This is a genomic window from Leucobacter luti, from assembly GCF_050310065.1.
GTDB classification, from domain to species: domain Bacteria; phylum Actinomycetota; class Actinomycetes; order Actinomycetales; family Microbacteriaceae; genus Leucobacter; species Leucobacter luti_B.
Genome location: NZ_CP190007.1, coordinates 1334024 through 1355725 on the forward strand (window position 1 = coordinate 1334024; position 21702 = coordinate 1355725).

19 protein-coding genes are annotated in these 21702 nt (G+C 66.9%); 9 read left to right on the forward strand and 10 right to left on the reverse strand.

The window, feature by feature from the left end; translation table 11 throughout:
- The 3 genes from ACOPJ3_RS06150 to ACOPJ3_RS06160 are packed head-to-tail and all read left to right on the forward strand — an operon-like array spanning position 1 to position 2740.
- Complete coding sequence (locus tag ACOPJ3_RS06150; protein WP_427870951.1) at positions 1-1209, forward strand: branched-chain amino acid ABC transporter permease; 1209 nt, start codon at positions 1-3, stop codon at positions 1207-1209.
- Positions 1206-2033 carry an ABC transporter ATP-binding protein gene (locus ACOPJ3_RS06155; RefSeq protein WP_427870952.1) on the forward strand — a complete coding sequence of 276 codons (828 nt, stop codon included), beginning with the start codon at positions 1206-1208 and terminating at the stop codon, positions 2031-2033. The genes ACOPJ3_RS06150 and ACOPJ3_RS06155 overlap by 4 nt, the downstream gene beginning before the upstream one ends.
- Complete coding sequence (locus ACOPJ3_RS06160) at positions 2030-2740, forward strand: ABC transporter ATP-binding protein (RefSeq protein ID WP_427870953.1); 711 nt, start codon at positions 2030-2032, stop codon at positions 2738-2740. Before ACOPJ3_RS06155 ends, ACOPJ3_RS06160 begins: the two co-directional genes overlap by 4 nt.
- Before the next feature lie 154 nt (positions 2741-2894).
- On the opposite strand, the gene ACOPJ3_RS06165 is transcribed toward ACOPJ3_RS06160, so the two are convergent.
- The 10 genes from ACOPJ3_RS06165 to ACOPJ3_RS06210 all read right to left on the reverse strand — a co-directional run bounded on the left by ACOPJ3_RS06165 (position 2895) and on the right by ACOPJ3_RS06210 (position 13757).
- Complete coding sequence (locus ACOPJ3_RS06165; RefSeq protein ID WP_427870954.1) at positions 2895-4409, reverse strand: FAD-dependent oxidoreductase; 1515 nt, start codon at positions 4407-4409, stop codon at positions 2895-2897.
- Positions 4406-4708: a 2Fe-2S iron-sulfur cluster-binding protein gene (locus tag ACOPJ3_RS06170; protein ID WP_427870955.1), complete on the reverse strand. Its 303-nt coding sequence runs from the start codon at positions 4706-4708 to the stop codon at positions 4406-4408. The genes ACOPJ3_RS06165 and ACOPJ3_RS06170 overlap by 4 nt, the downstream gene beginning before the upstream one ends.
- Positions 4705-5928, reverse strand: a complete 1224-nt coding sequence (locus tag ACOPJ3_RS06175) for an NAD(P)/FAD-dependent oxidoreductase (protein ID WP_427870956.1) — start codon at positions 5926-5928, stop codon at positions 4705-4707. Before ACOPJ3_RS06175 ends, ACOPJ3_RS06170 begins: the two co-directional genes overlap by 4 nt.
- The gene (locus tag ACOPJ3_RS06180; RefSeq protein WP_427870957.1) at positions 5925-6659 is read right to left on the reverse strand and encodes a GntR family transcriptional regulator; all 735 of its coding nucleotides are present in this window, start codon (positions 6657-6659) and stop codon (positions 5925-5927) included. Before ACOPJ3_RS06180 ends, ACOPJ3_RS06175 begins: the two co-directional genes overlap by 4 nt.
- A 9-nt stretch (positions 6660-6668) precedes the next feature.
- A complete protein-coding gene (locus tag ACOPJ3_RS06185; protein WP_427870958.1) occupies positions 6669-7637 on the reverse strand; it encodes an ornithine cyclodeaminase family protein in 969 nt (322 codons plus the stop codon).
- On the reverse strand, positions 7634-8641 hold the full coding sequence (locus ACOPJ3_RS06190; protein ID WP_427870959.1) for a proline racemase family protein: 1008 nt from the start codon (positions 8639-8641) through the stop codon (positions 7634-7636). Before ACOPJ3_RS06190 ends, ACOPJ3_RS06185 begins: the two co-directional genes overlap by 4 nt.
- A gap of 114 nt (positions 8642-8755) precedes the next feature.
- The gene (locus ACOPJ3_RS06195; protein WP_427870960.1) at positions 8756-9661 is read right to left on the reverse strand and encodes a dihydrodipicolinate synthase family protein; all 906 of its coding nucleotides are present in this window, start codon (positions 9659-9661) and stop codon (positions 8756-8758) included.
- A gap of 106 nt (positions 9662-9767) precedes the next feature.
- The gene (locus ACOPJ3_RS06200) at positions 9768-11306 is read right to left on the reverse strand and encodes a helix-turn-helix domain-containing protein (RefSeq protein ID WP_427870961.1); all 1539 of its coding nucleotides are present in this window, start codon (positions 11304-11306) and stop codon (positions 9768-9770) included.
- Positions 11303-12388, reverse strand: a complete 1086-nt coding sequence (locus ACOPJ3_RS06205; RefSeq protein ID WP_427870962.1) for a DUF917 domain-containing protein — start codon at positions 12386-12388, stop codon at positions 11303-11305. The genes ACOPJ3_RS06200 and ACOPJ3_RS06205 overlap by 4 nt, the downstream gene beginning before the upstream one ends.
- On the reverse strand, positions 12369-13757 hold the full coding sequence (locus tag ACOPJ3_RS06210) for a hypothetical protein (protein ID WP_427870963.1): 1389 nt from the start codon (positions 13755-13757) through the stop codon (positions 12369-12371). The genes ACOPJ3_RS06205 and ACOPJ3_RS06210 overlap by 20 nt, the downstream gene beginning before the upstream one ends.
- 134 nt (positions 13758-13891) lie before the next feature.
- Between ACOPJ3_RS06210 and ACOPJ3_RS06215 the strand changes: the two genes are divergently transcribed.
- The 6 genes from ACOPJ3_RS06215 to ACOPJ3_RS06240 all read left to right on the forward strand — a co-directional run bounded on the left by ACOPJ3_RS06215 (position 13892) and on the right by ACOPJ3_RS06240 (position 21694).
- Complete coding sequence (locus tag ACOPJ3_RS06215) at positions 13892-14206, forward strand: antibiotic biosynthesis monooxygenase (RefSeq protein WP_427870964.1); 315 nt, start codon at positions 13892-13894, stop codon at positions 14204-14206.
- 55 nt (positions 14207-14261) lie between these two features.
- A complete protein-coding gene (locus ACOPJ3_RS06220) occupies positions 14262-15299 on the forward strand; it encodes a sugar ABC transporter substrate-binding protein (RefSeq protein WP_427870965.1) in 1038 nt (345 codons plus the stop codon).
- 4 nt (positions 15300-15303) lie between these two features.
- The gene (locus tag ACOPJ3_RS06225) at positions 15304-16833 is read left to right on the forward strand and encodes a sugar ABC transporter ATP-binding protein (RefSeq protein ID WP_427870966.1); all 1530 of its coding nucleotides are present in this window, start codon (positions 15304-15306) and stop codon (positions 16831-16833) included.
- A complete protein-coding gene (locus tag ACOPJ3_RS06230; protein WP_427870967.1) occupies positions 16830-17813 on the forward strand; it encodes an ABC transporter permease in 984 nt (327 codons plus the stop codon). Before ACOPJ3_RS06225 ends, ACOPJ3_RS06230 begins: the two co-directional genes overlap by 4 nt.
- 117 nt (positions 17814-17930) lie before the next feature.
- Entirely contained in the window at positions 17931-19988 is a 2058-nt protein-coding gene (locus tag ACOPJ3_RS06235; RefSeq protein WP_427870968.1) for a hydantoinase/oxoprolinase family protein, read from the forward strand.
- A gap of 2 nt (positions 19989-19990) precedes the next feature.
- A complete protein-coding gene (locus ACOPJ3_RS06240) occupies positions 19991-21694 on the forward strand; it encodes a hydantoinase B/oxoprolinase family protein (RefSeq protein WP_427870969.1) in 1704 nt (567 codons plus the stop codon).
- Positions 21695-21702 lie beyond the last annotated feature (8 nt).

The window sequence follows — 21702 nt, forward strand, 5'->3', positions numbered from 1 at the left end:
ATGGCCAAGACGAATCTCCACAGACTCAACGTGCCGAAGCCGCTCATCGAGCGGCCGCCCGCCGTGAGCGGGCTGCTTGCCCCCGATCGCTTCATGAAGGTGGTCGGCGCGATCCTCTTCATCGGCGCTGCGGTGCTGCCGTTCATCACGGCGACGCCCTACATGATCTCGATCCTGACCTCGGCGATGATCTACATCGTGCTCGCGATGGGCCTCAACGTGGTCGTCGGCTACGCCGGCCTCCTCGACCTCGGCTACATCGCGTTCATGGCGGTTGGGGCATATACGAGCGGCATCCTGACGACGCAGTTCGGGCTGTCGATGCTCGAGACGATCCCGCTTGTCATCGTGGCCTGCATCATCGCGGGCGTGATCATCGGCGGGCCGACGCTCCGGCTCCGCAGCGACTACCTCGCGATCGTGACGCTCGGCTTTGGTGAGATCATCCGGATCACGGCCAACAACCTCGAGATCACGGGCGGCCCCTCGGGCATCCACGGGATCCCGACCTGGTCGTTCTTCGGCTGGTCCTTCGCGGACGGCCTCACGATCGGCGGGGTGGAGTTCAACTCGAAGATCCTGTTCTACTACTTCGTGCTGTTCGTCGGGATCGGCGTCGCGGTGATCGCGGTCGCCCGCCTCGGCAAGGGCAAGCTCGGCCGCGCGTGGAAGTCCGTGCGCGACGACGAGGACGTCAGCGAGGCCATGGGCATCAACGGCTACAAGACGAAGCTTGCGGCCTACATCATCGGCGCCGTCTGGGGCGGCTTCGCTGGCACGCTCATGGCGAGCCACCTCAGCGCGATCTCGCCCAACAGCTTCGAGTTCCTGTACTCGGCGCTCGTGCTCATGGCGGTCGTGCTCGGTGGCATGGGCTCAACGCCTGGCGTCATCATCGGTGCGCTCTTCGTGTCGCTCGCGCCGGAGTTCCTGCGCGAGTTCTCGGAGTGGCGCTTCCTCATCTTCGGCGTGCTGCTCGTCGTCGCGATGATCTTCCGCCCGAAGGGGATCTGGCCGGCGAACGCCGTGCTGCCGTTCCTGAAGAAGCGCGAGATCCCGCAGGTGCCGGCGACCACCGCCGTGGGCGTCGTCGGCACGGAGGAGCTGGAGCCGGAGCTGGATCCGGAGCTGGATCCGGATCCGGATCCGGAACCGAGGCGGTCCCGCACCGACAATTCGACCGCAGCTGACGAGGAGGGGACACGATGAGCGAGGCACAGCACGCGGCCGGGACCGCGACCGCCGAGCGGCGCGACGGCGACAGCCGGAAGACGATCCTCGAGGTCTCGAACCTCGCGGTGCAGTTCGGCGGCATCAAGGCCGTCGACGGCCTCACCTTCTCGGTGCACGAGGGCGAGATCATCTCGGTGATCGGGCCGAACGGCGCCGGCAAGACGAGCGCGTTCAACTGCATCTCGGGCTTCTACCGGCCGAATCGCGGATCCGTCGTCTTCGACGGCGAGGAGATCACGCGGAAGAAGCCGTCCTACATCACGGCGAAGGGCATGGCGCGCACGTTCCAGAACGTGCGACTCTTCGCCGACATGACCGTGCTCGAGAACGTGAAGACGGGGATGCACTCGCACCTCGCGCAGAACGTGTTCGACGCGATGCTGCACACGCCGCGCTACCGGCGCAGCGAGGCGCAGTGCACCGAGGACGCGCGCGGCTGGCTCGACTTCGTCGGCTTCCGCGCCGACGACGAACTGCTCGTGACGCAGCTGCCCTACGGCGAGCAGCGGCGCGTCGAGATCGCGCGAGCGCTCGCGACGCAGCCGAAGCTCCTGCTCCTCGACGAGCCGGGCGCCGGCCTCAACCACAACGAGAAGAACGAGCTCATGGGGCTCATCAGGAAGATCCGGGATCTCGGCGTCAGCATCGTGCTCATCGAGCACGACATGGGCCTCGTGATGGAGATCTCCGAGCGCATCGTGGTGCTCAACTACGGCAAGGAGATCGCCGACGGAACCCCTGAACAGGTCAAGAAGGATCCGGTCGTGATCGCGGCCTACCTCGGAGAGGATGAGGAATGACGACGCTCGCGCTCGACAACGTCGAACTGTATTACAACCGGGTGCACGCGCTGCGCAACCTCTCGATCGAGGTGCGCGAGGGCGAGATCGTCTCGCTCCTCGGCAACAACGGCGCCGGGAAGACCTCAACCCTCTCGCTCATCTCCGGCCTCGTGCGGGCGAAGAGCGGCTCGGTGAAGTGGGGCGACAAGGACCTCACGAAGCTGCACCCCTGGGACATCGTGGGAGCCGGGCTCCTGCACATCCCCGAGGGGCGGCGCGTCTTCTCCACGATGACCGTGCACGAGAATCTGCTGCTCGGCGGGTACCTGGTCAAGGACCAGAAGCTCATCGCCGAGCGCGCGGACTACGCGTACGAGCTCATGCCCCGCCTCGCCGAGCGGCGGGATCAGCAGGGCGGCACGCTCTCCGGCGGCGAGCAGCAGATGCTCGCGCTCGGGCGCGCGCTCGTCGGCGGGCCGAAGCTGCTGCTCCTCGACGAGCCCTCCATGGGGCTCGCGCCGCTCATCGTGAAGCAGGTGATGGACATCATCCGCGAGGTGAACCAGCAGGGCGCGACGATCCTGCTCGTGGAGCAGAACGCGCGCGCGGCGCTGAAGATCGCGGACCGCGCGTACGTGCTCGAGTCGGGACGCGTGACCATGGAGGGCCCGGCGGCGGAGCTCGCCGCGGACCCGAAGGTCATCGAGGCCTACCTGGGGGCGTAGGGCTGGCGGCCGGGCCGCCCGCGGCCCGGCGCCGTCCGCGGCCCGGCGGCGCCCGGCGCCCGGCGCCGTCCGCGCCTTGAGTTGACCCAAAGTGACGCATAATCGCGATTGTGCGTCACTTTGGGTCAACTCTTTGGGCGGTGCAGGGGGGGGGCTAGTCCTCCAGGCCCAGGAGGGCCGAGAGGGGGACGGGCTGAGCCACCGGGCGCTTCGAGGCCTGGGCGAGCGACTCAGCGGCCGGGGCGCCGGATCCGGATCCCGCATCCGCGAGGCACGACACCGCGTACCCGCAGACCCGGCCCTGGCACCAGCCCATACCGGCGCGCGTCACGCCCTTCTGGGTGCGCGCGTCATCGCCGGCCATGTCGTCGCGGGTGCGCCGGATCTCGCCGACCCGCACCTCCTCGCAGCGGCACGCGATCGTCTCGTCGGTGACGCGGTCGGCCCAGCCTGCAGGCACGGGATGCGCCAGGTGCATCGCCTCCGCGAAGGAGCGCTGCCTGCGCACCGCGCGGAGCTCCGCCCGCGGGATTGCGGTGGGTGCCGCCCCGAGCGCCTCCCTGGCGGCCTGCCGCCCGGCGATCCGGCCCTCGAGCACCGCGAGCACCGAGCCGCCGACGCCCGTGATCTCGCCCGCGAGCAGGAGCCCGGGCACGGAGGAGCGCTGCGCCTCGTCGACGACGGCGATGAGCGAGCCGTCGACGTCCTGCGCCGTCGCGGCGCCGAGCTGCAGCGGGAGCTCGAGCTGCGGCGTGAAGCCCCAGCCGAGGCCGACGCCGTCGACGCCCTCGATGAGGCGCGAGCTGCCGGCGACGACCGAGCCGTCCGCGGCGACGCGCGCCGTGCGCACGGCCTCGACGCGCCCGTCGCCCAGGATCTCGGTGACGACGGTGCGCACGCGGTAGGGGATCCGCGCGCGCAGGAACGTCCAGGCGTAGCCGGCGCCCTCGAGCGCCTTCGCGGGAACGCCGGCCGCCCGGTGCGCGCGCGGGATCCAGCCCGCGAGCGAGGCCGACTCGCAGACGGCGGCGACCTCGCCGCCCGACTGCACGATGTTCGCCGCGACCGGGAGCAGGAACGGCCCCGTGCCGCCGATCACGAAGCGCCTGCCCGGCAGCATGCCGTTCTGCTTCACAAAGCCCTGGATCCCGCCGGCCGCCATGACGCCGGGGAGATCCCAGCCCGGGATCGGGATCTGGCGGTCGTAGCCGCCCGTCGCGAGCACGAGCCTCCTGGCGCGCACGGCGCCGCGGGCGGGGCCGCCGAGACCGCCGGACCCGCCGCCAACGCCGCCGTGCGCGGGCGCGACGAAGAGCGTGAAGCCGGGGGAGTCGGCCCGCGCCATCCAGACCGAGGTCGTGGGGAAGTAGTCGAGCCGCTCCGTCGCGATGCCGAGGTCGAACGCGGCGCGCAGCGAGAGGTACTCGGACCAGCCGTGGTGGAGGGCGCCGTCGTCCGGCACGCCCGTCTCCTGCGCGGCCGCCTCGGAGCGGTGCCGCCAGAACTGCCCGCCCGGCTGCTCCGCCGAGTCGATCACGGCCACGCGCGCGCCCTCGGCGAGCGCGGCGGCAGCCGCGGCGAGGCCGGCCGGGCCTGCTCCGACGATGGCGACGTCCCACACCTCGGCGCGGCCGGTGGGCCTCGCGGCCCCCGGCGATCCCGCGCTCACTCGGCGGTCCCAGCGTCGCGGATGCGCATTCCGTCGCGGATGCACATGTCATCGCGGAGCGGGATCATGCAGGCGCGCTGCCCCGATTCGCCGTCGATCTCGACGATGCAGTCGTAGCACACGCCGATGCCGCAGAAGAGGCCGCGCTGCGCGCCCATGCGGGTCGTGCGCCAGGCGCTCGATCCGGAGGCGATGAGGGCCGCCGCGACGCTCGCGCCGGCCTCGGCCTCGATCGGCTCGCCCTCGAAGCTCGCCCGGACCCGCCTCCCGGTCGGCCGGTAGTCTCCTGCCGCGCTCATGCGCTCTCCCTCGCTGAATTCGTCGTCGAATGCGGTGCTTCCGGATCGGCCTCGGCATGCCCGTGCCCGCGCCCCTGCCCCTCCGCGAATCGCTCGGGCCGGAACGGCGCGAGCGGCACCCCGGGCTCCTCGCCAGCGAGCGCCTGCGCGATGAGCTTGCCCGTGCCGGCGGCGAGGCCGATCCCGGCGCCCTCGTGGCCGGCCGCGTGCCAGAGCCCGGGCGCGCGGGGATCCGGGCCGATCACGGGCAGGTGATCCGGGCAGTACGGCCGGAAGCCGTGGTAGTGGCGCAGGATCCGCGTTCGCTCGAGGAAGGGGAAGAGCGCGACCGCGTTCCGTGCGATGGTGCGCAGCGCGTCGACGCTCACGGTGGAGTCGAAGCCGACCCGCTCGCGGCTCGAGCCGATGAGGATCGTGCCGGCCGGCGTGCCCTCGACGACAGGGGAGGCCTGGAGCCCGGCGTCGGAGCTGCCGACGTTGTCGACGTACTCCGCCGCGTATACCTTGTGGTGCACCATGGGGCGCAGCCGCTCGGTCACCATGACGAAGCCGCGGCGGGGGAGCACCGGCACCGGCGCGCCCGCGAGCTCACCGATCGCACCGGCCCAGGTGCCCGTCGCGTTCACGATGTGCGCGGCGCTGAAGTCGCCCCTCGGCGTGCGCACGCCCGTCACCCGGTCGCCCGCGCGCAGGAAGCCGGTGACGGGGGCCCGCACGACGAGCTCGGCCCCGGCCTCGCGGGCGAGGCAGAGCAGGTGCGAGGCCGCGAGCACGGGCTGCACCTGGCTGTCCTCCGGGTAGTAGGCGGCGCCGAGCGCGCGGTCCGTGATGTGCGGCTCGTGGCCGCGCAGGGCGTCGGCGTCGAGGCGCTCGGTGCGGATCCCGAACTGCCGCTGCGAGGCGGAGAAGCGCTCGAGGGAGGCGAGGCTCGACTCCCGCGAGGCGACGATGATCCCGCCCTTGCGCTCGAACTCCCACAGGTGGCCGTGCTCGGCGAGCTCGCCGCCCCAGAGGTCGAGGGAGAAGCGGGTGAGTTCGAGCTCGGGTCCGAGCTCCTTGTCCGACACCAGGATGTTGCCCTCGCACCGCGAGCTCGTGCCGCCTGCGGGCAGATCGCGCTCGATGACCGTGACCGAAAACCCGGCTCGGGCCGCGAAATAGGCGGTGGCCGCGCCGATGATGCCGGCGCCGATGACGATGATGTCGGAGGTGCGTGTCATTCTTCCAATGGACGATCTGAGTCGGGGTCCGGATCCGACGGGCTCGCGCCCGTCGCCCAGACGGTACGTGCGTGGGAGATGTGCTGCGCCAGCAGCTGCTCGGCGGCCTCGCTCTCGCCGTTCACGAGAAGCTCAATCAGGGTCTGGTGCTCGCGCGCGGTGTCGGCGAGGCGACCCTTCCTGGCGAGCAGCGCGATGCCGTAAAGGCGCGTGCGCGCGCGAAGCGAGGTCGCGAGGTCGACGAGCTGCGGGTTGTCGGTGAACGAGAGGAGCAGGGCGTGGAAATCACGGTCGTCGCGGAGGTACTCCTCGAGGTCCTCGCGCTCGGCGGCGCGCAGGCAGGCGTCCGCGAGCCGCGTGAGCTCTGCGACGGCACTCTCGGGGATGTTGCCCGCGACGAGGCGCATGGCCGGCGGTTCGAGCAGCAGCCTGATCTGGGCGAGATCGTCGAGATCCTTGTCGCTCATGCTTGTGATCCGGAAGCCCTTGTTCTTGATGGTCTCCACGAGCCCCTCGCGCGAAAGATCCATCATCGCCTCGCGCACGGGGGTCGCCGAGACGCCGAGCGCCTGGCCGAGCACGGGGGCCGAGACGACCTCGCCCTCCTGCAACCTGCCCGTCACGATCGCCGTGCGGAGCTGCTCGAGCACGGTTTCGCGCAGGTTGAGCGGACGCGTGAGCGGCGTGAGCTGAGCGTCGGGCTCGGGGCGGGCGGGGAAAGTCGATGACATGTCGGCTCCTCAGCGACCGGTGCTTCGCCGACCCTCAGCGAAGACCACAGCCGCACAGAGCAAATCTTCCCACGACATGCCCACCCCGGTGAACAGTGCGGGGCGATCCTGTCCGCGTGTCATCCCTGCGGTGACCAGTTCGCGCAGGTTCACCGGCCGGCTACCCGACTCCCAGTCCTCCTCGGTGAGCACTCCGGCGAGATTGCCGTTCTCGCGGCGGGCGGAGGCGCGGCCCTCTACCGCGATGTCCGAGCGCGCAACGAGGGCCTCGTCGAGCTCGCGGAGGTCGAGCCCGTGGGTGCCGACGGCCGCCACGATCGCGCTGTCCTTGACGAGCTCGCCGTCGAAGAGCGGAGTGCTGGAGGTCGTGACGCAGATGATGATGTCGGCCTCGCGCACGGCGTCGTCGCGGTCGCCGCCGCGGTCGCGGATCCCGAGCTCGGGGAACTCGGCGATGAGGCCGTCGACCTTCGACTGCGTGCGGCCGACGATCCCGAACCGCGCGTCGGGGAAGTCGACGAGCGTGGCCCTGATGTGGCCTGCGGCCTGGATCCCGGCGCCGAAGATGAGGATGCTCGGAGCCGCCGGCACCTCCTGGCCCGGGCCGGCCGCGCGAGCGAGGTGCCGGATCCCGGTGAGCGTGACCGCGGGCGTGCGGATCGCGGTGAGGCTCGAGCCCTCCATGACCGCGACGGGCGCGAGCGTGTCGGAGGAGTAGAGCACGTAGAGGCCCTGGATCTTCGCGAGACCGCGCGCCGGGTTGTTCGGGGCGACCGTGAGCGCCTTCAGGCCGCTGTACTCCGGGCCCTGTGCTGGCATGAGCAGGAACTCTCCGTCGGGGGCCGGGCTGAAGAGGCGGGGGCCGTCGTTCTCGGGATCCACGCCTGCGGCGAGGCCGGCCTCGAGCGCGGCGATCGCGCGCTCGAAGGTGAGCGTGGCGCGCACCTCGTCGGCGTCGAAGTACGGAATCTCGGTCATAGCAGGAAGCCCTTCTGGAACGGATCTGACGGGTCGAGGAAATACTGGGCCGTTCCCGTGACCCAGGCGCGGCCCGTGATCGTGGGGATCACCGCGGGCTTGCCCGCCACCTCGGTCTCCTCGATGAGACGGCCGATGAAGCGCGAGCCGATGTACGACTCGTTGATGAAGTCCTGGTTGAGCGGGAGTTCGCCACGCGCGTGCAGCTGCGCCATGCGGGCGCTCGTGCCGGTGCCGCAGGGGGAGCGGTCGAACCAACCCGGGTGGATCGCCATCGCGTGGCGGGAGCGCTCGGCCGTGGATCCGGGCGCCTGCAGATAGACGTGGTGGCAGCCGCGGATATCCGCGCGCTCGGGGTGCACGGGCTCGTCGGCCGCGTTGATCGCGGCCATGATGTCGAGCCCGGCCTGCAGGAGCTCGCCCTGGTTCGAGCGGTCCTCGCGGAACTCGAGCCCGAGCTTCTCGAGCTCGACGACGGCGTAGAAGTTGCCGCCGAACGCGAGGTCGTAGTCGACCGTGCCGAGTCCCGGCACCTCCACGGAGGCGCCGATCCGCTCGGAGAACGAGGGGACGTTCGTGATGGTGACCTGCTCCGCGTGCCCGTCGGCGACGAGCACCTCGGCGATCACGAGGCCGGCCGGCGTGTCGAGGCGGATCGTGGTGACAGGCTCCTGCACCTCGACCATGCCGGTCTCGACGAGCACGGTCGCGACGCCGATCGTGCCGTGGCCGCACATCGGCAGGCATCCGGAGACCTCGATGTAAAGCACGCCCCAGTCGGCGTCGGGCCGCGTGGGCGGCTGCAGGATCGCGCCGCTCATGGAGGCGTGGCCGCGCGGCTCGAACATGAGCAGCTGGCGGAGCTCGTCGTTGTGCTCCATGAACCAGGTGCGGCGCTCGGCCATCGTGGCGCCGGGGAAGACGCCGGCCCCTCCCACGATCACGCGCGTCGGCATCCCCTCGGTGTGAGAGTCGACCGCGTGGTAGACGCGCGATGTGCGCATGTTTCCCCTAACTCCATCGTTCCCCGAAGCGGTTGTTAGCGATTTCGGTTCGAATACGGCGTTATTCAAACCGAAATCGCTAACAACCGCCCTCCGGGTGTTCCTTGGTGGTGCCTACTTGTCGTAGCCCTTTGCTGCCGCCGCCTGGGTGTCGGCAATGATGCGGTCCGAGACCTCCTGCGAGAGCGGGAGGCGAGGCGGGCGGCACGCGCCGCCCTTCAGCCCGAGCACGTCCATCGACAGCTTGATCGCCTGCACGAACTCGGTCTTCGAGTCCCAGCGCAGCAGCGAGTGGAGGTCGCGGTAGATCTCCTGGCCGCGCACGAGGTCCTGGACGTTGCCGGAGGTGCAGAGGTTGAAGAGCTCGATGCAGGCCTGCGGGATCGCGTTCGGGTAGCCCGAGACCCAGCCGACGGCGCCGGCGAGGCCGACCTCGAGCACGGTGTCGTCGGTGCCGATCAGGATGTCGATCGAGGGCGCGAGCTCCTTGATCTCGTAAATGCGGCGGGGGTCGCCCGAAAACTCCTTGACGCCGACCATGTTGCCCGCCGCGTGGATCTCGGCGATGAGCTCCGGGACGAGGTCGACCTTCGTGTCGATCGGGTTGTTGTAGCCGACGATGGGGAGGCCCACCTTGCCGACGGTGGCGTAGTGATCCTTCACCTGCTCGTGGTTCGCGCGGTAGCTGTTCGGGGGCAGCAGCATGACGCACTGCGCGCCGGCCTCGGCGGCCTGCTCAGCCCAGTGCGCCGACTGGAGCGCACCGTACGCGCCGCAGCCCGCCATCACGGTGAAGCCCTCGGGCGAGGCGTCGACGGCGGTCTTGATGACCTGCGCGCGCTCGATGTCGCTCAGGTTCTGGTACTCGCCGAGGGAGCCGTTCGGGGCCACGCCGTCGCACCCGTTCTCCGCGAGCCAGGCGACGTGCTCGCCGAAGGCGTCGTAGTCGACGGAGAGGTCGTCTTTGAATGGGAGCGCGGTGGCGACGATGACACCGTGCCAGGGCTTCTTGTCGGTCATTGAGATCCTTCCAATGCGGGTTCGGGAGTCACCGCGTGCATCAGCTACCGTGTGACATTGCACAGACTAGCATGAGTTTGCGCGGGCGCAATAGGGGTCCAGGGCGTTACCCAGATATTTCGGTTACTGCTGGATCGGAACTGGCATCAGGCCGCAAGAAACCCGCGAGAACGAGATGCGTCGACAAGGTTGCTTCTGGTGCCGAGAGTGGGATCCCGAGCTGCTCGGCGCGGCGCAGCCTGGACTGCAGCGTGTTGCGATGGATCCCGATACATGCCGCGGCCCGCACGGCGGAGCCGCGGTGTTCAAGGTACGCAAGCGCAGCCTGAGCGAGATCTCTGGCGCTCGGATCGGCGACGAAGTCGGGGAACAGCCGCCCGGCAATCGTGCGGGCGAGTTGCGGCGACATGAGTCTCGCCGGGAGCCGAGTCGTGAGGCGATCAAAGGCGACGACCGACTCCTCCGGCGCCGCACCGGGACTTCCGAGCCGAGCGGCGACCCAGGCTTCCTGTGCGCTCGCCGCCGCGTGTGCCGGATCGCTCCTCCGCGTCGAAAGCCCGATGGTGAATGCATGCGGACGAAGGCTGATGCTCCGTTCACGGACACGTTCAATCAACCGCCCCATTGCCTCGTCGTCTTGGGCCGGTGCAAATGCAAACCATCCGGCGTCGAACGGCAGCAATGGAACATCGGTGAAGTACTCGCCCCAAGCCTGATGCACGGCTCCGGCAACCCGTTCACGGTCTTGCGCCAGCAGACAGACAGCCGCGAAACCACCGGTAATTGGCCAACCGAGGGAGAGTTCTCGCATGTCCGGAACAGGGGCGCTCAGTGCTGGGCCAACAGCATCAGTGCCGAGCGACACGACGGAGAGCAGTGGGAGCGACGCGCGAATCGCCCCGAGTCTGGCATCGGCAAGGAGCGCGCGGATCGCCGGCGCGGCAGTCTCCAGGACCTGCCTGGCATAGCCGACGTATGAGTCCGTCACGCGTACGCGCAACTCGTCGCTCGCCCCGGGAGCCACGCGCACGGAAACCAACTCGGTGTGTTCTGGACTGGTCCCACGTCGATCAAGCGAGGGTGCCAGGGTTTCGCTATTCGTTCCTGAAGACTTGACCAGCAGAGGCCCCCCGGTTTCAAGGCTGACGTCTGCGCCCGAGAGTTCGTGGGATATGTCCATGAGCGCCGACCCGATGTCGGTCGAGGCAGCCAGTCGCGACGCGAACGCACGCAGCCGCCCAAGCGACCCTGCCCGGGCCACACCGATCTGGACCGCAACGTCGAGCGCGAGGTCGGTCATCTCCCCGGTGTGGGCGAAGAAGGAAATCCCGAGTCGGCGCGCGAGCTCGACCACGGTGTCAGAGAAGCTCCCGCTCGGCGCGATCAGCCCGCACGCGCGCCGTTCCCACGCGTAGCGTAGCGCGGCGGAGATCATCCAGCCGCCTCGCGCGACGCTCGGACCGAGAATCATGAGTGTGTCTGGGCGAACCGCGCTGATCTCCTCGATGTCCGAGATGAGTGCGGCCTCCTGCACGGGCGCCGCAAGCGACGCAAGGTGCAGATGCTCGAGGCGCTGCAGTTCGGGGGCCTCGAGCAGATCGCGCAGGATGCCGGGCGCCCCGCCCGGTCTGTTCCTCTTCGTCATCGGATCGCCCTTCCCCTGACCCAGATATTCAGTGCAGCTGGCCCTACGAGCGCCATCCCCTCGGGCGTGTACCACTGCTGCGCCGCTGGGAGCACGACGATGTCGAGCGTGTTGCCGACCCACAGGTCTTCGAGACTCGCGACGCTCCCATCCTCCGGGCGCAGAAGAGTGATGATGTCGGGCACAACTGCCTCAACAACACCGTCCACCATGAGCATGAGTAGTTCGTTCTGGATCTCGAGTTGCACGAGCCTCTCGTGGGCTTGCTCGATGAAGACCACGCTCGAAGGGTTGTCCGGCTGGCCGGGGGGTGCGGGTCGTGAGAGTCCCGCGACATCGCTCACCCTGGCGCGGATAATCCTGCGGACACCCTCGCTCGTCCTGAGCGCGGCGTGCTTCGCTGCGACGGAGCGCGATGACTCCAGGAGTCGCCCGATCCGCACCATGCGGGACACACTTCTGAGTACGCCGTGCTCAGCGAGTTGCCGGGCCGACACTGGGTAGAGGGCGTTCGCTGACCAGCCGCCGAACTCTCCGGCGAGTGCGCGCACGAGGCGCTCGGCACGTCGTGGCGACTCGACCTCGATGAGCGCCGACTCGCCGATTGCTCCCGTCGTGCCAACGGGGCCGGCCGAGCAGCCGGCGAGCGTCAGCACGGATTGGTACAGCAGGGGGAAGACGCGACCCATGGGATCGGCATCGACGACGGGCAGTCCGAGCTGGAGGGCGCTCAAGACGGGGGCGATTGCGTTCACGTTCGCCGCCGCGAGCGGCATGACCCCCGCGGCGCGGCGTCCCAGCGCGTTCTCAACAAGCGCCAGGCTCTTCGCGAACTCGTCTCCCACGGGGCGCAGATCAGAGAGCGGGAGCCCATTGTTCACAAAACCCAGCGCGACGATGAGGTCTTCTGGGGCGAAGTCCTCGACCTGCCGAATCTCTGGCTCGATCCTGAATGTTTCGATGTGTGCCTGCACACGTTCGGCCTGGTCGCTGCACCAGCCGGGATCCGCTGCGCAGGCAAGGAACATCGCTCCTGTGCGGAGATGACCGACGTCTTCCTGGTCAAGGCGCACTCTCGCCACCTCCCGTGGGTGAATCGGGCCGACGGAGCTCCCCTTCGCCGGCGGAAAAATAGTTCGCGGCGCGCTGTACCGCGATCCCGCGAGCTCGAACCGAGACCACGCGGGGGTGTTCGTATGCCGTTGTCGCGAGCCTTGCCTCGAGTATTCGAACGCTCGACGCCAATGCTCCGTATGAGACGAGCCGGGCCCCTGCCCGGGCGCGGGCGGCATCGAGTGCGCGCTGCATTTCCTCGGCGCTGCCAATCTGTACGACGGCGATGTCCCAGGCCGAGAGCGGGGAGAGGGCTGCACCGAGTGAGCGGAGGTCGATGTCGGTTTCGATTGAGGCATCAAAGCCGGGGATGGACGCCCCAGCCCGATCCTGGGCCTCGAGCAGTTTCGGGGTCACCGCAAACTCGGCGTGGAGCCCCTCGGTGAGCGGCTTGATGTCGGCCGCCTGGGTCGCGAGAATGAACCCCTCTGGGCCGCGGAACTGCGGAATCGCAGTTGGGACCCCGCTTACGATTTCAGCGAACTCTATCCCTCGTGGCCCGTGCACCGCAATGTGTCCGTCCGTCACCCCGAGGACGCTCGCGGCCCCAATGAACTCTGCTGGGGGCCCCGAGAGTAGCGAGTGCACTGGTTCGAGAGTGACCCGATGCAGCGGAACGGATCCGCCCGAATTCGTGGTGGCGGTGAGCCTCGCCGTCGGGGCGAACTGCTCGGCGCCGAGTGTGAGTGCGGTGACAAGACGTTCTGTCGGTGGGATGAGTTGGCAGTTGAGGAGCGCTGTCCGCTCTCGTACCGCGAACGAACTATTCGGGAAGTGATGCGAGTAGTCGATGCTCGAGGGTGAGGTGTACGCGAGGAGGAGCTCGCCAACCCGGAGCTCCTGCGCGGGATTCACTACTGCTCCTACGGCGGTCACAACGAACCGGGCGGCAGGCGGCGAAGTGCGCGCTATTTTACGCACGGCGGCCTCGTTCAGAGGCACGAGCACCTCGCCAAGCGTCGTGCAGCCGCCCGCAACGTAATTGATTGCGGGAGGTGCGACGTGCCGCACCCTCAACTCATGGATCTCGTCGATCGGCGGGCGCGGGGCAACGCGCACGGCGATTGAGGGGGAATCTGCAGGAAGGGTGGAGAGCGCGTCGGAGAGATCGAATGTCATGGAATCGACAGGCGGCTCGGCGGTGCAGGCTCCGCTGGCTCCAGGGTGGTCATGCTTTGCGCGTGACACCAGCTCGCGCAAGAGCTCCTTGAGCGATTTCTCAACGACGGCTTCGCTGAGGTTTGGGAGCGGCAGCGCTGCACTGGTGATCAGGCATCCGCTCTCGGACACCGCTGTGCCTGTGAGTCTCTCGCGCTGAACGCTGACACCGATTCGCATAATTGCATTCTAAGCCGCAGCCTAATTGTGCAGAGTGCATAAGTCGAGCAATCGTGTCCGGGGTACCTTCTTCCGCAACGCAACGAAGCTGAAGTGCGAGCCAATGAAGGTCGCACCATCCGAAGGGGAATGAAATGATCCGAAGCATTCTGACCCTCAAGACCGATCCAGCGCGAGCCGAACAGATCCTTGCGCTCTATCGCGTCGAGGGCATTCTCGAAGAATCACTCGAACTCACTCGCGGAGTGGCGTCGGAAATTTCGGTCGCGACTGACGGCTCCGGCGAGATCATGGTGACCGCACTCTGGCCAGACGAGGCCGCGTACCAGGAGTGGCTCGACCACCCGAAGCGTGAGCGTGCGGCTCCCAAACTGAGGCCCCTCCTTTCGCACGCCGAGATCGGCGTCGGCAAGCTCTTCCGCGTGGATCACGAGGCGTCCGCCTCCTGATCACGGGGAATCTACCCACGAACGCACCACCGAACACCACAGAAAGAAGAACGCAATGAAGCGAATCTCACGGGTTCTCGCCGGTACGGGAGTCCTCGCCCTCGGCGTCACGCTCGCCGCCTGCAGCTCGGGCACCGACACGGGCGGATCGGCCGGCAAGGACAGCTATTCGATCGTTTTCCTGGCGGCCTCCTCCCAGAACGGCTACAACCAGGCCGTCTATGAGGGCATTGAAACGAAGGCCAAGGAACTCTCGAAGGAACTCGGAATCACGATCGAAACGAAAATCCAAGACGGACAGTTCGACGCCAACACCCAGCTTTCGCAGCTGCAGAACGCAGGGACCACGGGGCAGGCAGATGGGGTGATCGTCGTGCCACACGACGGGCCAGCGCTGAGCGCGGCGTTCCCATTGGCGAACACGTTGCCGGTCGTCAGCGTATTGAATCCGATCGGACCCGATATTACGAACATGGAGCCGCAGGTCGAAGGTGTCGTCTCAACAGTGGCCTCGCCGCCGGCCCATGGCGCGAAGCTCCAGGCAGAGGCCGCGGTCGAGTACTGCAAAGACATCGACCCGTGCAAGATCGGCCTCGTCGCTGGTCTGCTGAATTCGCCCCTCGATGTCGAGCGTGTTGACGCATGGAAGAGTGTGCTCGACAAGCACGACAACATCAAGATCGTCGGAACCGTCGAGGGCGCCTACGACCGCGACAAGTCCCTCACGGCCGTCACCAACCTGCTCCAGGCGAATAAGGACATTAACGGACTCATCAGCAACGCCGATCAGCAGACGCTTGGCGCACAGGTTGCCCTCGAGAACGCTGGGATCGACCCCGCGTCGGTGTTCCTCACCGGCGGCGGCGGCACCAAGGAGGCCGTGCAAGCGGTCCGCGATGGAAAATGGACGAACGACTTTCTGAACTTCCCGGTCTCGATGGGCGAAGCCGCCCTCGAGCAGGCGGTGAACTCGCTGCAGGGCAAGGATGTGAAGACCGTTGTTGACGCTGACTCCATCGTGGACCTGGGCCCGATCGTGACGAAGTCGGATCTCGAAGCTGCGCCTGACTACACAGGCGAGTGGAACGGCTAAGACCATGTCGGAGCAGATGGCCGGCGAGATCCTCGTCGAACTGCGGGCCGTGAGCAAGCGCTTTGGCGCGACCCAGGCGCTCGACGAGGTGTCGCTCGATGTGCGGGCCGGGGAGGTGCACGCCTTCGTCGGGGAGAACGGCGCTGGCAAGTCGACGCTCGGCAAGGTGATCGCCGGCATCTACTCCGCTGACGAAGGGGAGATTCTGGTCGACGGTGCAGCGGTCGACCGCTGGAACCCCGGGAGCGCGCAGAAGCGTGGCATCGCGATGATCGCGCAGGAGCTCGCGCTCGTCCCCGACCTGACCGTCGCGCAGAATGTGTTCCTCGGCGCCGAGAGGCACCGGTTCGGGATCGAGCGGCGCGGAGTCGAGGACCGGTTCGTAGAGCTCGATTCGACGATTGGCTTCGGGCTTGACCCGCGAGCCAAGGTCTCCGAGCTGCGAATTGCTGATCAGCAGAAGGTTGAGATTCTGAGGTCACTCGCTCGCGATGCGCGAGTGATCGTGATGGACGAACCAACCTCATCACTCACGGCGCACGAGATGCGTCAGCTCGAGGAGCTCATGCGGAAGCTCCGTGATCGAGGCTGCTGTGTGATTTACGTGTCGCACTTCCTTGACTCCGTGCTCGGCGTCGCAGACCGCATCACGGTCATGCGAGACGGGCGCCGAATTGACACCTTTGCGGCGGAGGGCGTCTCGAAGCATGCCCTCGTCACGGCGATGCTCGGGCGCGAGCTCGAACAGGCATATCCCGAGCGGACCCAGGCGCCGGATCCGACGACGCCGCCGATCTTGAGCGTGACCGGGATCAAGACCCGGACCGGGGTCGAAGACATGTCCTTCGATGTTCGCCCTGGAGAGATTGTGGGCCTGCTCGGGCTTGTCGGCAGCGGCCGCACTGAGTGTCTTCGCGCAGTTTTCGGCGTTGACGGCGTGGAGTCTGGCCGGATCGAGTATCGCGGAGGGGATTGGACGGGCAAGAGCGCCAAGCAATCTATCGACGCGGGACTCGTCCTCGTGTCCGAAGACAGGCACAAGGACGGGCTCGTTCTCGAGCGCTCCGTGCGGGAGAACATTGCTCTATCGAGTCTCAATTCGCGGGCGAGCGCCGGAGTGATCAGGCGTAGCGAAGAGAAGCGCGTAGCGCTCGAGAACGCAAGCTCACTCGAGATGCGGCCGCTAGACATCGAACTACCCGTGGGCTGGTTCTCGGGCGGCAATCAGCAGAAGGCGCTGCTGGGCAAGGCGCTCGCGGCGTCGCCGAGTGTGATCATCCTCGATGAGCCGACGCGAGGCGTCGACGTTGGTGCGAAGCGGACGATCTACGAGCTCATCGCCCGCATCGCGGAGTCCGGGATCGGCGTGTTGCTGATCTCCTCGGAGCATGAGGAGATCATGGAGCTCGCGCACCGCGCCTACCTGGTCTCCGAAGGGCGCACCTTTGGGGAGATTGATCCCCGCCAGACAACGGTTGAGGAAGTGCTCTACAGCCTATTCAACGTGAATTCAGAAGAGGAGACGGCCGCATGACTGAGGCCATGAACACCACGGCCACTCAGGTCCGCGCACGGAAAAAGGTGAGTCCGAAGGAATGGGCGATCGAGTACGCGGTGCTCATCCTGCTCGCCGCCGTGCTCATCGCACTCGCGATACTGTCGCCATCATTCTTCACGTTCGGCAACATCGTGAATGTGCTGAACCAGAACGCGCCGCTCGTTATTATCGCGGCAGCGGGAACTTTCGTCATCATCGCAGGCAACTTTGACCTGTCGACGGGCGCGATCTACAGTGTCGGCGGCGTTGTGTCGGCGTCAATCGCTGTGGGCACTGGCAACGTCCTCATTGCGCTCGCCGCAGCGCCCGTGATCGGCCTGCTGCTGGGGCTCTTCAACGGCTTCGTGATCACCCGGTTGCGGGTCCACTCGTTCCTCGCGACGCTCGCGTCCTCAATGATCTTCAAGACGATCGCCGTGCTCATTACCGGCGGCAGCCTCATCACGGTCACGACCCCAGGGTTCACAGCGCTCGGTCGCAACAGGGTCGGCGGGATATTCATCGCAGTTTTCGTCATGATCATCGTGGTCGGGATCCTGTGGTTCGTGCTCTCCCGCACGATCTACGGTCGGCACGTGTACGCCGTGGGCGGCAACTCTGAGGCCGCGGAGCTCTCAGGAATTCACGTGACGCGCACCCAGATCACCGTCTTCGCGATCAGCGGGCTCGCGGCCGGGGCGGCCGCCGCGATTGGCGTCTCCCGGATCGCGTCGGGCCAGCCACTCGCGGGTGACGGCCTGGAATTGAGCGCCATTGCCGCGGTCATCCTTGGCGGCACGAGCATCTACGGCGGGGTCGGCGCCGTCTGGCGCTCCGTCGCCGGTGTCTTCCTCATCGCTCTCATCGGCAACGGATTCGACCTCCTCAACCTCAACCCCCAACTCAAAGACATGGTCACGGGCTTCATCATCCTCGCTGCGGTCGGCCTCGCTGCGGCAGGTCGCACGAAGCGCTGACGGCAGTTCGGACCGCCAGAACACTTCAGCAGCTCAGGATCCGTCGTCTCAATTCAGGGAGGGCAGGCTCCGCCATGCCAGGAATCGTCACATCACTCCACGAAAGGACCACCCCAAATGTCTGAAAACGTACGCATCGCCATCGACGTCGGCGGCACGTTCACCGACGTGGTGAAGCTTGTCCCGGGAACGGGGGAGCTGCGCTTTGAAAAGGTTCCCACGACCCCGAGCGAGCCAACGTCGGGTGTGCTCGCCGCCTTCGACAAGGCCGAGGCTGAACCAGCGGACGTCGAGACCTTCAACCACGGCAGCACGCTCGGCCTCAATTCGCTGCTCACGCGAACCGGCGCCCGGATCGCGACGATTGCGACTCGTGGGTTCCGTGATGTGTACCTGCTCGGACGTACCGACCGCCGCGTCATGTACGACATCACCTACCGGAAGCCGGCGGCGCTCCTCGAGCGGTACGACACGTTCGAGGTGACGGAACGAAGCCTGTTCGACGGCTCTGTCGCGACACCGTTTGACGAAGACGACGCGCGCGCCGTGGCGCGTACCATCGCAGAGCGCGGATACGACGCCGTCGCGGTCGCCTTCCTCCACTCATACGCGAACCCCGCGCACGAGGTCCGCATGCGCGAGATCCTGGAGGAGGAGGCTCCCGGCGTCGAGGTCACACTGTCTCAGGAGCTTTCTCGGGAGTATCGCGAGTACGAACGCACCAGCACGGCGGTGCTCGACGCCTACATCAAGCCCATCATGCGCAGCTACCTCATGGCGCTCGAGGGTGAACTTGAGCGCCGTGGTTTCGACGGCCGCTTCCTCATGTCGCGCTCCGGCGGCGGTGCGATGACTGCTTCTGCTGCCAGAGAGCAGCCGGTGAATCTCATCCTCTCGGGCCCCGCAGGGGGCGTCGTCGGCGCAGCTGCATTTGCCAAGCTCACGGGGCGACCGAACCTCATCACCATCGACATGGGCGGGACGAGCCTTGACGCCTCACTCGTGCAAAATGGTTCTCCGGTTCTCTACCACGGAGCCGAGTTCGAGGGATTGCCGATCAACACGCCGTCCCTCTACATCCACACGATCGGCGCGGGCGGCGGTTCGCTCGGGTACCTCGACGGTGCAGGGGCCCTGCAGGTCGGTCCGAAGAGCGCTGGCGCGGATCCGGGCCCTGCGGCTTACGGGCGAGGAGGAACTCAACCGACCTTCACCGACGCGGCGCTCGCAATTGGCTACCTCGGTACCGACACTCCGCTCGGCGGCGAGCTCACGCTCGACCGAGAGAAGTCACTGCAGTCCCTCGCCGCTATCGCCAAGGAACTCGGTCTGTCCGTCACGGAACTCGCTCGCGGCATGGTGAAGATCTCGAACACCAAGATCGTTGGCGCCGTGCGCGCGATCACGATCGAGCTCGGGCACAACCCAAAGGACTTCGCGCTTCTCTCGTTCGGCGGCGGTGGCGGCCTCGTTGCGGTCGACGTTGCGCGAGAACTGGGAATCCCCGAGGTGATCGTGCCTCCTGGGCAGGGAGCCTTCTCGGCCCTCGGCATGCTCATGGCCGACGTTCAGCACAACTACTCGCGCACGAGCCTGCAGGCGCTCGAGGATCTCGACGCTGAAACCGCCGATGCGCTCTTCGCCGGAATGGAGGAAGAAGCACGCGAGACGCTCCGCGCCGAAGGATTCTCGGACGAGCGGATGGAGTTCCATCGCGTGGTCGCCGTGCGGTATTCGGGGCAGGAGCACTCGGTGACGGTGTCGTACCCGGCCGGATCTGGCGACCCGCGTGAGGAGATACGGGAAGACTTTGACCGGCTGCATCTGCGCCAGTATGGCCACACCATGGACGATCCGATTGAGACGACCACGCTGAGGCTCAACGCCATCGGCATCGTCGACAAGCCGGAACTTCCCAAGGCCGCTCGGCGTGCGTCCGGGGAGAGCTACCCGAACCGCTCGCGAACCGTGTTTGTCGAAGGCGATACAACGGCCGAGTACGTGCTTGTCGCGCGCGAGGACCTTCGCGCGGGCGACGTGATCGACGGTCCGGCCGTCGTGACGGAGCACACGGCGACGACCGTGCTGCACGAAGGCGACAGGCTCGAGGTCGGTGACTTTGGCGAGCTCGTCATCTCGATCAAGAACACGCAGAACACTCAGAAGGAGGCGTAGCCATGGCCGACGCAATCACCACAGAGATCATTAGGCACGGCTTGCTGGCCGCAGCAGAGGAAACCGCGCGTAACCTCTGCCGCACCGCTTTCAACACGGTGGTGTACGAGATCCACGACTATGGCATCGGCATTCATGATGCGAACGGCGATGTCGTGGCCGACGCCCCAGGGATCGCGGTGTTTACCAGAGGCAACGATGCCGGCATCAAGCACTCCATGGAATTCCTGGGAGTTGACACCATGGAGCCGGGCGATGTCTTCATCATCAACTACCCGTACTGGTCCAGTGCGCACACCCTTGATCCGCTGGTCTTTGCGCCGGTGCACGCCGGAGACCAGCTCATCGGTTTCGCGTCCTGCCGCATTCACATTACGGATCTGAATCAGAAAGACCCGGGATATGTGCTCGACTCGACGGACAAAGCGCAGGAGGGACTCATGCTGCCCGCCTCCAAGCTTTATCGGCGCGGCGAACGGAACGAGGATGTGTTCAACATCATCCGATTCAACAGCCGGATGCCGAAGCACACGATCGGCGACATCCAGGCGCAGGTCTCCGCGGTGGTCACGGGTGTGCGTCGCACCCAGGAGCTCGCAGAACGGTATGGCATCGAAACGCTGACCGAGGCGATGCAGACCATCAACGAGCATGGCGAGCGCCTCGCTCGGCTCGCTCTTGAGAAGCTCCCGAAGGGAACATGGACCGCGGTCGACTATGTCGATGACGACGGTATCAACAAGGATCAACTCGTCAAGCTTCAATGCACGGTGACGGTGTCTGACGAGGAGATGGTGGTCGATTGGACCGGAAGCGCAGAGAACGTCGAGGGTCCGATCAACCTGCCGCCGGGGCAGACCGCAGCGCTTTCGAGCCTGATCTTCAAATCGCTCACGACCCCAGACTCACCGGTGGTCGCTGGAAACTTCGCCCCCCTGCGAGTCGTCACGGTGCCTGGCTCCGTCATGCATGCCGTGCCTCCTATGCCGACCTTCACCCTGTGGACGGGGCTCCTCGCGGGTGAGGTGATCCTGAAGGCGCTTGCGCAAGGCATGCCAGAGCTCGTTCCGGCATGCTCCGGGGGTGATGTTTGCTCAATGATGGGGCTCGGTGTCAACCCCCGCACTGGCGAGCCGTGGCAGGAGGCCACGAATGAGGCAGTCGGATTTGGTGGCAGCGCGACGCATGATGGCGAGGACGGGATCATGCATCTGTCGGAGCCCGGCTGCCGCAACAACCCGGTCGAGGTGCTTGAGGCGAAGTCGTCAATGATTATTGATCACTATGGTTACCGCACCGATACCGGTGGGGCCGGAGAATTCCGTGGCGGCGTTGGCGTGAGCCGTTCCTATCGTTTTACCGCGCCCTCGACCGGTATCTGCCTCGTCTACAAGACGAAAACAGCTCCGTGGTCGATCGCTGGCGGAGACGAAGGGCAACCCAACCAGATCGTGCTCAACCCTGGCACCCCGCGGGAGAAGGTGCAGGGCGGGAGCTACAACCTGCTTGACGCTGGTGACGTGCTCGTGAATGCGACGGGCGGCGGGGGCGGCTATGGCGACCCGACTCGGCGGGATCCCGAGGCCGTCGCGAAGGACGTGCGCAATGGATTCGTCTCTGTCGAGGCCGCCGAGCGCTCCTACGGGGTCGCGGTCACGCCTGAGTTCACCGTCGACGCCGAGCGGACAGCGGATCTCCGCGGCTAGGTTCGATC